General features: G+C 58.1%; 8 protein-coding genes. All 8 read right to left on the bottom strand.

Features of this window, described 5'->3' with window-relative positions:
* Position 1: 1 nt before the first annotated feature.
* Positions 2-1,447, bottom strand: a complete 1,446-nt coding sequence (locus KK078_RS00515; RefSeq protein WP_254088267.1) for a phytoene desaturase family protein — start codon at positions 1,445-1,447, stop codon at positions 2-4.
* Positions 1,448-1,463: 16 nt separating this feature from the next.
* Positions 1,464-2,678: a sulfite dehydrogenase gene (soxC, locus tag KK078_RS00510; RefSeq protein ID WP_254088431.1), complete on the bottom strand. Its 1,215-nt coding sequence runs from the start codon at positions 2,676-2,678 to the stop codon at positions 1,464-1,466.
* Positions 2,679-2,757: 79 nt separating this feature from the next.
* Positions 2,758-3,408: a c-type cytochrome gene (locus KK078_RS00505; RefSeq protein ID WP_254088266.1), complete on the bottom strand. Its 651-nt coding sequence runs from the start codon at positions 3,406-3,408 to the stop codon at positions 2,758-2,760.
* A gap of 17 nt (positions 3,409-3,425) precedes the next feature.
* Positions 3,426-5,030, bottom strand: a complete 1,605-nt coding sequence (locus tag KK078_RS00500; protein ID WP_254088265.1) for a hypothetical protein — start codon at positions 5,028-5,030, stop codon at positions 3,426-3,428.
* A 13-nt stretch (positions 5,031-5,043) separates the two neighbouring features.
* The gene (locus KK078_RS00495) at positions 5,044-6,444 is read right to left on the bottom strand and encodes a DoxX family protein (RefSeq protein WP_254088264.1); all 1,401 of its coding nucleotides are present in this window, start codon (positions 6,442-6,444) and stop codon (positions 5,044-5,046) included.
* Positions 6,445-6,474: 30 nt separating this feature from the next.
* Positions 6,475-7,860: a RagB/SusD family nutrient uptake outer membrane protein gene (locus tag KK078_RS00490; protein ID WP_254088263.1), complete on the bottom strand. Its 1,386-nt coding sequence runs from the start codon at positions 7,858-7,860 to the stop codon at positions 6,475-6,477.
* Positions 7,861-7,872: 12 nt separating this feature from the next.
* Positions 7,873-10,974 carry a SusC/RagA family TonB-linked outer membrane protein gene (locus tag KK078_RS00485; protein ID WP_254088262.1) on the bottom strand — a complete coding sequence of 1,034 codons (3,102 nt, stop codon included), beginning with the start codon at positions 10,972-10,974 and terminating at the stop codon, positions 7,873-7,875.
* A 225-nt stretch (positions 10,975-11,199) separates the two neighbouring features.
* On the bottom strand, positions 11,200-11,817 hold the full coding sequence (locus KK078_RS00480; RefSeq protein ID WP_254088261.1) for a YceI family protein: 618 nt from the start codon (positions 11,815-11,817) through the stop codon (positions 11,200-11,202).
* Positions 11,818-11,854: the final 37 nt, after the last annotated feature.

Genomic DNA, 11,854 nt, shown 5'->3' with positions numbered 1-11,854 from the left:
GTTATCGGATCGAAAAAAATGTATGTCTAAAAATATCGTTTAAGGCCCGGCGGGCGGCATGAAATCCGCACATGCCGTGTACCCCCCCACCGGGCGGCGTAGACGACGAGCAGATATAGATGCCTTTGGCGGAGGTACGGTACGGCGAGAAGCGCAGCGCGGGCCGTGTAAAAAGCTGCCCGAGATCAATGACTCCCCCGTTGATGTCGCCGCCGATATAGTTGGGGTTGTGCTCCTGCATCTGCAGCGTGTTCATGGTATGCCGCGCGATGATGCGGTCGCGGAAGCCTGGAGCAAACCGCTCGACCTGTTTTTCAATGGCCTCTGTCATGTCGCGCGTCGAGCCGTGCGGCACGTGGCAATAGGCCCACGCGGTGTGATGCCCGGCGGGGGCGCGTGTGGGGTCAAATATACTTTGTTGTGCCAGCAGTACGAACGGCTTGTCTGCATGCCGGCCGGTGGAAGTCTCATATTCCGACCGGGCAATCTCTTCAAACGTGTTGCCCAGGTGCACGGTACCGGCGATGCGGCAGGCCGGTGCGGTAAAGGGCACGGGTCCGTTCAGTGCCCAGTCGACCTTAAAGACACCCATGCCGTAGCGATAGCGTTGCAGCTGCCAGGTATAGAACGACGAGAACGTGTGGCCCGCGATCTGCAACAGCTGGCGCGGCGTGACATCCAGCAGCACGGCCTTCGCCGAAGGCAGGTCGCCCAGGTTGCTGACAAAGAACTCCGTTTGGATGGTTCCGCCAAGCGACTTAAAGTATGACACCAGCGCGTTGGCGATGGATTGTGATCCGCCCACCGGCACCGGCCACCCTTTTATATGCGCATTTGCCATCAGCACCAACCCGATAGCAGCCGATGAGAGATTGCTCAGCGGTTGTATGCCGTGTGCGGCCATACCGGCCCAGAGACCCTTGCCTTGCGGCGTAGAAAAGCGACGTGCAATGGCGTTGGCTGAACGCAGCGCATTTACGCCAAACCGGGCCATGGCCACGGGGTGGCGCGGTATGGTCAGCGGTCCCAGCACATCTTCGGCCAGGTGCGGCCAGGTATCGGCTACGGGTTTGATCAGGTGGCGATAGACGTGCTCATCGCGGCGCAGCGCGCGGGCGGTCACATCGAGCGACATGTCGAGAAAAGCTTCGCTACCGTCTTCCAAGGGGTGGGCCGCCGCAATGTCGGGCAGGATATATCGCAGGCCGTGCTTTTCCAGCGGCAGCTTGCAGAAGAACGGCGATGCGATCGCCAGCGGGTGTATGGCCGAGCATACATCGTGCGTAAAGCCCGGCAGCGTCAGCGCTTCCGAGCGCATGCCGCCACCCAGGGTATCTTTCCCTTCTATCAGCAACACCGAGCATCCCGCCTGCTGCAAAGTGATCGCGGCGGCCAGGCCGTTCGGCCCCGATCCCACTACGATTGCGTCATATTCTGTTTTCCCCACGTCGTTACCTATTTGATCACCTTCTTCCCGCTTCCGGCTGCAGCAGTACCTCGCCGGTACGCTTGATGCGCCACGCCGTGACGGGATTAAAGTGATAGCCACCTTTACTTCCCCCGCGGGCGTCCGAAAGCTGACGAAAAGTAGGCTGAATATAACCGGTTTCATCGATTGCACGACTCATAATTTCAGTCTCTTCACCATTCCACTGCCATATATAGCGAAATTGGGTGTGCGCCTTGTCCAGTACCGGCTCCTGCAGGCGCGCGGGCGCCCAGGTCTTGCCGGCGTCGGTGCTCACCTCCACCGCCTGAATTTTGCCCCGGCCACTCCAGGCCAGGCCTCGTATCTCGATCCAGCCCTTGCCGACATGTGCCGGGTACGCGGGAAATGTAATGATCGAACGGGCATCCATCACAAAACTGAACTGCCGCACCTTGCCGCCACCGATCGACTCGGTGTATTTGGATGTCTCCTCGCGCGTCATGAAGGGCTGGTCCGACAGCTCGATGCGGCGCAGCCACTTCACGCTGGTGTTACCCTCCCACCCCGGCAGCAACAACCGCAGCGGGTATCCCTGTTCGGGCCGGATCGCTTCGCCGTTCTGCGCGTAGACGATCATCGCGTCCTCCCACCCCTTGCTCACCAACACGCTGCGCGTCATCACGGCCGCGTCGGCACCTTCGGCCAGGAACCACGCCGCCGCAGGCTTCACGCCCACCTCGCGAAACAACGTGGAGAGCATGACGCCCGTCCATTCGCTCTGGCTCGTCAGGCCACAAATCTCCTGCGGCGTGAGCGCCTCGCTGCCGCCGCGAAAATTACCGGAGCATTCAACAAAGCAGATCCGCGATACCGAGGGGAAGCGTTTCAGCTCCGCCACCGTAAAGATCATCGGTTTCTCCACCATGCCATGGATCATCAGCTCATGGTGTTGCGGGTCGATCCGCGGCACGCCGCCATGGTTGCGCTCGAAGTGCAGATCGGACGGCGTGATCATGCCGTAGAGATCCTGCAACGGCGTACGCGACGATGTATCGGACGGCTTCTTGTGCGGTGTTTCAAACGGTGAACGCGTACCCAATACCCCGGGCGGCGTGCCCAACCTCTTGGTAGTATCCTCCAGGGTCTTCTCCGCTTCGGTCACCGCGGCCTGCAGCCGTTTGCCAAACGCTGTTTGCACCAATACAACGGCTGCCGTAGCCGCCCCTCCCAGCCAGGTACGTCGTTTCATTACGGTACCCGTGTGTACCGGTGCCGTTGTATTGTGCTGGATCCCTTCGTTATCTTGCTTCATAAAAAACCTCCTCGTGTTACCGTACTTCCGGCCCGCCCTTGCGGTCGTCGGGCACAAACATTTCCTGCGCGGGCATCACTACCTGCGGCAGGTTCTGTTTGGTCAGTACCGTGGTCGAATCGATCATGCCGTTGGCATGCAGCAGAAATGCCGTCAGGCTGTACACCTGCCCGGGCGTCAGTGACCCGGAGCTGTCGTACGGCATGGCCCGATGTATATAGTCGTACAGGGTACTGGCGTACGGCCAGTAGTCGCCGATCGTCTTTTCCTGTTTGTTCTTACGGGTTGTATCTCCCTGAATAGAGACCAGTACGTTGTACGGTCCCTCTACGCCGGTGCGGCCATGACAGCGCGCACACTTTTGCTGGTATAGCCGCCGGCCCTTCGGCACGGTGCCGGAGCCGTTTGGCAGCCCCTGTCCATCCGGACGAACATCGATATCGAGCCTGGCGATCTCGGCGGCAGTAGCCACACGCCCCAACCCTGACGTTGCCGGCCAGGCTTCTTCGCCCGTCGTATCCTCCTTGTTACCAAAACAGGAGGCAAGCGCGAACACTAACACCACCACGTATAGCGCCCGCAGCCCGCCTGCCTGAAAAGTCCCTGGTCTGTTGCGACCGGCAATAAGTGAAGCCGGCACCGTACCTAACCCAAATAAAGAACGCATGCCGACTCCCTTACTGATTACTGATAATCGCCTGCCTGCAGCGTACTGCCCGACAGCGCGTATTGTTTATCCTGCCGGTCCAGCACGACATATAACGAATCTTGTTTCTCATCAACCCCGCGCAAGATCACACGCGCTCCCCCACGCTCTACCGCGTAGTGCAGCACCATGCGCTTGCGTTCATCATATTTTCCTTTTTCCCGGGCAAACTCGCGGTCGCGCCGCGTCGAAGCTGCCAGGGCATTGATCTTCGTGGTTTCGTCGCCGATATGCGCCCAGGCTTGGCGGCTGATCCAATCGTCGGCGTAAATGCCTTCCTTTTTAACTTCAGGTTTTCCCTTCTTCGCCAGGCGTATCGCATCGGGATCGCCACCGTCGCCGCCTGCCCCGGCCGTTACGTTGCGGCGGTCGGGTACGGCTTTATACTTGTCTTGCAGGTATAATACATGGTCGACCGTATCCGCGAAGTAGTGAAATACGCGGCGGCCACCGCCAACACCCGCCAGCTCGAATGTGCGGTTGATGTCGCGTTGCGGGTCGCCGCCGCCGTTCGACAAGTCGAGGTCCGTGGCGCGGTTTACTTTAAACGTCAGCGTGGTCCAGTTCTCCAGGGTCACTTCCGACCACCGCACCGAGTCCAGCGGCGCGTAGGCTATCGCCTGATCGTTGACACGGAACTCGGTCACATTGTAATATCCGCGCAATGCCGTCACACCTTTGGTAGACGGTTGTTTATACGGATCGTACCAGAAGTTTACCAGTTGCAGGTAAAAGAGCACCACCAGGAAGATCAAGATCGTAAGCGACTTGAGTCCGATGCGCACGGCCTGCTGCCACGGTTTGGCCAGGTACGGGTAAAACGACACCAGGTTAGCCGGTTGCTCCAGGATCAGCAAGCGGTATAATGCCGGGATATAATGCACCAACAGGAAGCCTGCCAGCAACACAAAGTACGAGCTGTAGACGTGCACACCGCCGTCGTAAGCAAAGTTCACATAGACGATATCACCCAGCGCACCAAACAGCAAGGCTGCTCCTAACAATGTTGTTTTCCGAAAAAACAGTAAGGTGCCGGCCGCTACTTCCACAACACCGGCAAACACCTGGTACCAGGGTACAATGCCGATGGACAGCCAGTAGATCTTCTGCGCGGTAAAATCACCAAAGTCGGTATTGAGCAACGCTGTCGACGGGTATGGCATTTGCACCGGCAGCAGTTTGGTAAAACCAAAGCCGATGATGCCGATCCCGGCGCGATAACGCACGATGGCGCGCAACCAGTAGTATAATACGTTATATTCTTCCGGTTTGCGGCGAATGCGATCGACGACTGTCCAGACAATACCTGCGGCCAGTGACACCAGCAGGGTTATGACCCAGTTGGCATAACCCGCCAGCGGGCTGCCAAAGATCTCGTTGCCGAAGAAGTTCAGACCCGAGCCGAACCGCGCGATGTCGTACAGGTCGCGGTAGTGCAGGTTAGTCCAGTCGATGGACCACACATGTTTATACCACTCCGGGTTATTGGGAATGCTTAAGCTGATAAAGAAAATAAACGCTACCCGGAAGGCAAGCTTTTCGGATTCCTTCCAGGGGCGGCGGAATGTGCTGCGTTCGTTCATAGGAGTGGTCGTTTTATAGTTTCAGTCCTCTGCGACGGCCAACTTTGGCCGCTTCGTCGAGCAGGTATCTCTTGTCGATCCTGCGCAGCTCGACGTATACCGAATCTTTTGCCGCTGTAACACCCGCCAGTGTAATGGTCTGGGTGTCCGGGCGTGTATAGTGCAGGGTCAGCAGCTTGCTGTCGCGCTCGCGGAAGGTCAACACACGGTTTATCGTGTCGGCATCGTACCGCAGGTAATGGCGTCCGGTCGTACCGGCATACTCGTAGTTACGGTCATCGTCGTTTGCAAAGAGCTCTTCGGTGCCGGCCATCACCAGCGGTGCGGGCTGATTGGTGCGGATGCTGAGTGTCGCCCATTTTTCGAACGCCACATCACGCCAGCGTTGTGCGTCCGTCGCGCCGGGCGATATCGTGCGACCATTGACGCGGAAGGTATGCACGTCATAAAGCCCTGCGGCGTTCGCCAAGCCTGGCGCGTGCGGAAACTGGTACCCGCCCTGCCGGTAGGTTTGCAGGCTTTGGTATCCATACCAGCCCACCAACGCGACAAAGAGCAGCTTCAACGACCAGCGACCATACCGTTGCCAATCGGCCTTACATACCGGTTGATAGCGATTGGGCTCTGTCGGCAGCTCAAACGACGTAAGTCGTAAGAGGCGCGGCACATCGTACGCCAGCACAAACGCGGCAAAGGTGATCAGCAGCAGGCTGTATACATATTCACCGCCTTCGTACGCCAGGTTCGACATCAACACGTTGCCCGTAAACGGCAGCACGATAAACGCGCCAATGGACGCTGTCTTGCGGTATACCAGCAGCAGCGCGGCTGCCGCTTCGACCAAGCCCAGGAACGATTGGTACCCGGGCACGATACCGGTGCTCATGGAGAAGAGCTTCCAGGCGCTGATATCGCCATAATGTGTGTTGAGGTTCCCGACCGACGGCAGCGGCATTTGTTGCGGATAGAACTTGATCAGGGCATAGGCCAGCAATGCAAAGGCTAACCGGTAGCGCAGGATCACACGCAATGCGTAGTACAGATTCGTATACTCTTTGCGTTCGCGATCCCAATAACCCCAGAGCGCCGTAGCGGCCGCCGCCAGCGCCGCGGCAATGCCCCAGTCGGCAAAGACCGGCACGTCGCCAAAGAAACGCGGCGTATAACGGGCGGCATAGAATATATCGCGCAGCGACAGGAAGGCGCCATCCGGCTCAAACAGGTCGCGGTAGTATTTCCAGTCGAGGGGTACGATCTGAATGAGGAAGTACACAAAGAAGAAGCGGAAGGCCGTCTTCTCCCAACCTTTCCAGGCAGGGGCCTGATCATGCTCGCCAGCCGGCTTCACCACGGGCGAAGCGGCATAGGCCTTGACCCGTTTTACGGGTGCGACGGGGGTTTCTACCACGTTCATAACAATCAGCGGTTAAGGGTATAAGGTCGTCTATTTGTATGCGTCGTTCTGTTCAAGCGTCTTGTCCACGAGGCGCTCGGCGGCGGGGATCGGCATGACGTACCGCCCTTTGTCACTGATGCTCAGTACCGCGGCCGCGCGGTCCGTACGCACCAGGTCAAACCAGCGGTGATGCTCGAAGGCAAACTCCACGCGGCGTTCCAGCTCGATGGCATCCAGGATTTCCTGTTGTGTGGCAGCGGTGCTGCCCGCCAGGCCGGCACGTTGTCGCACGGCATCGAGATCGTCCACGGCTTCGGTCAGCTTTTCCCGTTGTGCCCGCGCTTCCGCGCGGATCAGGTATAACTCGGCGATGCGGATGACAAACGCGGGGTCGGCGCCAGGCTTGCGGTAATAAAGATTGTTGTACCAGTTACCGGAGCCATCTTTCGCGATCAGGGTATTGCGGTTTCCACCGATCCCGGCGTTGTTCAGCAGTGCCACGATCTCGTCGCTCGGCGCCCACTGCCGCGTGCCGCCGTTGGCCTGAATCTGCCACGATGTGAAGTGGTTGTTTATTTCGGTGGTACCGTTGAAAAAGATCTCGAGCACAGACTCTACCGAACCACGCACGGTCGCGGGAAAGAAGAACGAGTTATAGGGCGCTACCAGTTTGTAGCTCGCTTCGTCGGCGATGAGCTTATCGGCATACCCTTCGGCCAACGCCCACTCGCGCTGGTACAGATGGTAGCGCGCGCGCAGCGCCCATACCGTCTTGCGTGTGGCCCGGTAGCGGTCTGTCGTCTCGGGCAGCAGGGGCTCGGCAGCCTCCAGGTCGCTCAATACCTGGGCGTACGCTTCCTCCACCGTGCCGCGGCCGATGCCGACGTTGTCGGTCGCTACTTCGGTCGGTTTCGTAATGATCGGCACGCCGCCCCACACCCGCGCCAGGTCAAAGTATGCCAGCGCGCGAACGAAGTATGCCTCGCCGAGGTATTGATCGCGCAGTGCCTCGGTCAGCGTGGGGTCGCCGGTGATCAGCGGCACCTTGGCCAGTACGTTGTTCGCCAGGTTCACCACGCGGTAGATGTTCGTCCAGGTAGCGCTTACCGTCGAGTTCTCGGCGTTGACAAAATGTTTCTCAAACTCGCCGATCTGTGACTGTGAACCCGTCCACTTCACGTTGCCGCCCGAAAGGTAGCCGATCGCTTCGAACGACGGGCTGCCGCCCGACGTCGTACCGTTTTCAGAATACGACGCAGCGCCGTAATAGAACTTGTTGTACATGGCCCGCACGGCCTGCTCGGCCGAGGTCTTATCAAAAATGGGGTTTGTATCGGGGATCGTTTCTTTCGGCCGCACGTCCAGGTAGTCGTCGCAGGACGCGGCCGCGATCAGCGCCAGTAAAAATCCGATGTATATACGATATGCTTTCATGAATGCGTATGATTAAAGTCTGAGGTCAATACCGATCTGCAAGCCGCGGGGTTGCGGCGGTGTGCCCAGGTCGATGCCGGGTTCATTCTGGCTGCTGCTGGAGCTGGACTCGGGGTCCAGGCCGGTATAGTCGGTCAGCAGCCACAGGTTGGTGCCTACGGCATAGATGCGCAGCTTTTCGAGCTTCAGCCGCTCCGTGACAGACGACGGCAGCGTGTAGCCCAGCGTGAGGGATCGCAGCCGCAGGTACGAACCGTCTTCCAACCACCGACTTCCACCATCGCGGTAGTTGTTGACGTTCGTAACCTGCGGTCGCGGTACATCCGTGATGTCACCCGGCTTCTGCCACCGCGCCAGGTTGCTGGCAAAGATCACCCGGCTTGCGTCGCGTGCCCCGCCCCCCTCTCCAAAGAACTTGTTGTGATTATATACTTTGTTGCCATACGAGAAGGCAAAGAATACGTTCAGATCAAAGCCTTTATACGTCACTTCGTTGGTGATACCGCCGAAATACTTTGGCCAGATGCTGCCGATCAGCTGGCGGTCGTTGACCGTAATGCCGGGCACGCCGTCTACGTCCTCGTATACCGCGTCGCCTGTCTGCGGGTCGACATACAGTTGTTTATACACCCAGAACGAATACAGCGGCGAGCCTTCCCGTTGTAAGATCAGGTCGCGGCTGCCAAAGCGCAGCGGCGTTTCCAGCTTTTCGATCTTGTTGACGTTGCGTGAAACGTTCAGCGACGTGGTCCACGTCAGGTCGGTCTTGCGCAGGTTGACGGTTGTAATGCCGAGCTCGAACCCGCGGTTGCTCACCTCGATGGCGTTATCCCAAATCGACGTGAAGCCGGTCTTCGAAGGAATGTTTCGCTTCAGCAGACCGTCGTGAGTATATTTATCGTATGCGTTAACCTCGAATGTCAGGCGACGATCGAGCAGCGTCACGTCCAGGCCCAGGTTCCATTGGCGGGTCTCCTCCCACTTGAGGTCGGGGTTGGCCAGCTGTGAGGGCGCAATACCTGGGTTGCCGTTGTATGACGCCCCGGCGCCCCATTGTCCTTGCCAGGCAAAGTCACCGATGTTCTGGTTACCCGAAATGCCAAAGCTTGCGCGCAGCTTCAGGTCCGAGATCGTCTCCACATCCTGCAGGAAGCCCTCTTCCTTGATACGCCACGCCACACCTACCGACGGGAAGTAGCCCCACCGGTTGTTGGCACCAAACCGCGACGAGCCGTCGGCCCGGAAGCTGACATCCAGCAGATACTTGTCAGCATAGTTGTAATCCAAGCGGCTGAAGAATGATACCAGCGTGCTCCTGGTCCAGGTTTGTGAGCCCTTTACGGTGGCCGCCTGTGAAATGAGCTTCACCGAGTTGTTGGCAAAGCCAGAGCCCTCCGCATACGTACGTGTTGTAGCATCGCTTTGCAGCGTATTGCCGACCAGTATGCCGACTGTATGGGCGCTGCCGAAGGTGTGCCGGTACGTCAGCACCTGCTCGTTGAGCAGCGTGGCGTTTTGCGATATCCCCGACGTGGCCAGGCCCGTTTTTCCTCCCACGGTCGTAAACGTATTCCAGTATTCCGATTCCTCGTAGTTATTATAATCGGCGCCAACGCTGGTACGGAACTTCAGCTCGGGCAGCAGGTCGGCTTCGAGGAAGAGGTTGCCGACATAACGAAGGCTCCGGGAATTGACGTCGTAGTTATCCAGCAACAGCGTCAGGTTGTCGAAGTTGCCACCCGCTACCAAAACGCCGTTTGCATCGTACGGCGAGATATAGGTGGGCGTATGCAGCGCCGACTGTAGCAAACCACCTTGCGGACCGTCGCCGGCGCGCGCCTGGTTGCGATAGGTACGGGTAAAGGTATTGCTCACGCCCACCAGCACTTTATCGTTGATGCGCTGGTCGAGATTCACCTTAAAGCTGGCGCGTTCGAAAGTAATGGGGCGGATGATCGCCTCCTGCGTGTTATAGCCAGCACCGATGTAGTACCTGGTTGTCTTTGTACCACCGGCGAGTGACAGGTCGTAGTTCTGTAAATGCGCGGTGCGGAACAGCTCGCCCAGGCGATCGTAGGTCTGCTGATCTTCGGGCAGGCCACGCGGCGCGGGCGTTTCATTGGGGCGATCGTCGTGTGCGCGGAACGGTACGGTCTTATACTTCGCCATATCGGCCGTGTTGCCGGCTGTTTCGGCATCTTTATAGGCATTGCTATAAAACTCGTTCACTAGCTGCGCGTGCTCGGGGCCCGTCGTCAGGTGCCACAGCTTTGCGGCTTTCGCCCAGCCGTGGGAGGCGTTGAAGCTGATGGTCGGTTTCTGCTCGTAGTTGCCGCGCCTGGTCGTGATGACGATCACGCCGTTGGCTGCACGCGAGCCATACAGGGCGGTGGCCGAAGCATCCTTTAATACCTCGACACTCTCGATGTCGGCGGGATTGATGTCGGCGATCGGCGATGTCGCTTTACCACCGGTGTTGATCTTTTGCAGGCTGTTGCTGTTCACAAAGACCCCGTCGACGATGTAGAGCGGGTCGACATCGGCGTTGATCGACGTCACGCCGCGGATGCGCACATTCACCGCCTCGCCGGGCACGCCCGTGTTGCTGGCAATCTGCACACCGGCGATCTTGCCTTGCAGCTGTGCGTCAAAGCTGCCCGCGGGAATCGCTTTGGTCGCGGCAGGGTCTACTTTGGCAATCGAGCCTACCAGGTCTTTGCGCTCGCGGGTGTCGTACCCGACGATCACAATTTCCTGTAATTCGTTGATGTCGGTCTTTAACCCGACGTTCAGCGCCGTATGGTTGTTCACCGCCACCTCGGCGGAAGCAAAACCGATGCTTGAAAAGACCAGCGTGCCGGCGGCGGGCGCCGTGATCGTATAGGTGCCGGCGGCGTCGGTAATGGCGCCGGCATTGGTTCCTTTTACGACGATGTTTACGCCGGGGATCCCCTCTTGCGTGTCGTCAGCGGTAACTTTACCGCTTACTGTGATGGTGGCGTCCTGACCATAGGCGGACAGCGCGAGCAGCGTGCCGGCGAGCAGGAGCAGCACGGTATACCATGGCTGCGTGTGACCGTGACGATCAATGCGTGAATGTAAAGTAGAATTCATGCGGTAGTGTTGAAACATGGATGAAGTGGTCCAGCGGGGCATGGCAATGCCAGAGCACGAACATCAGGGTGGGAAGACCACGAAACGAGGTCTTTAGGGTCTCAACTAAATTGACTACCTTGGCCTGATGATCCTGCTATACGTCCAGTATGTGCCGGGTCAGATACGGGGGAGAAAGAAGATTCTAAACTTTTCCAGAGCGACGAATCCCTTTTTCCCCTTTTTCTAAACTCCTTTTTGCGCTGCTGCTACCAGTTTAATATCAAGTGTAAATTCGTTTTCAATGGCTTTGTCACCCAGGTTCTCAAAAAAGTTGGTCGACCGGTAGCGAATGTCATATTTCGTGCGGTCTACTACGATCCTGGCGGTGGCCGTTAATTTCCTGCCGTCCTTTACCACAGACGCGGGAAACTCCACGTCGTTGGTAATGCCTTTGATCGTCAGCTTGCCTTTTACCAGGTAGGTCGTACCTGCCTGCGGGGTAGCGGACGTCAATGCGAAGCTTGCTTTCGGAAACGCATTGACCGAAAAGAAGTCTTCGCCCTTCAGGTGTCCTACCAGCCTGGCATTCGACTGCGGGTCGGTAATATCGGTCACTGTGATCGACGTCAGGTCGATATCGAAGCTGCCGCGCTTCAGGGCCTTGCCTTCCAGCGCCAGCTCGCCGGCGGATAACTTCACGGCCCCGGTATGCGCCCCCGTTACCTTTTTGGCTGTCCACACCAGCGTACTGGCTTGTGTGTCTACGACAAATTTTTCTTCCGCGGGCTTCTCCAGGAAAGCCGACAGTGCCAGCAGCCCCAGTATCCAGCACAAGGGCGTAGCAATCGTTCTTCGTTTCATAGCGGTTAGCATATTGAATAGGTTCTTTTATAGCGAC

This window comes from Dawidia soli, from assembly GCF_018598185.1.
GTDB classification, from domain to species: Bacteria; Bacteroidota; Bacteroidia; order Cytophagales; family Cyclobacteriaceae; genus Ohtaekwangia; species Ohtaekwangia soli.
This window is presented reverse-complemented; position numbering and strand designations above follow the sequence as displayed.

Coding starts and splice junctions, on each gene's coding strand:
- soxC (WP_254088431.1), bottom strand. CDS start 2,678: ATGAAACGACGTACCTGGCTGGGAGGGGCGGCTACGGCAGCCGTTGTA.
- KK078_RS00505 (WP_254088266.1), bottom strand. CDS start 3,408: ATGCGTTCTTTATTTGGGTTAGGTACGGTGCCGGCTTCACTTATTGCC.
- KK078_RS00500 (WP_254088265.1), bottom strand. CDS start 5,030: ATGAACGAACGCAGCACATTCCGCCGCCCCTGGAAGGAATCCGAAAAG.
- KK078_RS00495 (WP_254088264.1), bottom strand. CDS start 6,444: ATGAACGTGGTAGAAACCCCCGTCGCACCCGTAAAACGGGTCAAGGCC.
- KK078_RS00490 (WP_254088263.1), bottom strand. CDS start 7,860: ATGAAAGCATATCGTATATACATCGGATTTTTACTGGCGCTGATCGCG.
- KK078_RS00485 (WP_254088262.1), bottom strand. CDS start 10,974: ATGAATTCTACTTTACATTCACGCATTGATCGTCACGGTCACACGCAG.
- KK078_RS00480 (WP_254088261.1), bottom strand. CDS start 11,817: ATGAAACGAAGAACGATTGCTACGCCCTTGTGCTGGATACTGGGGCTG.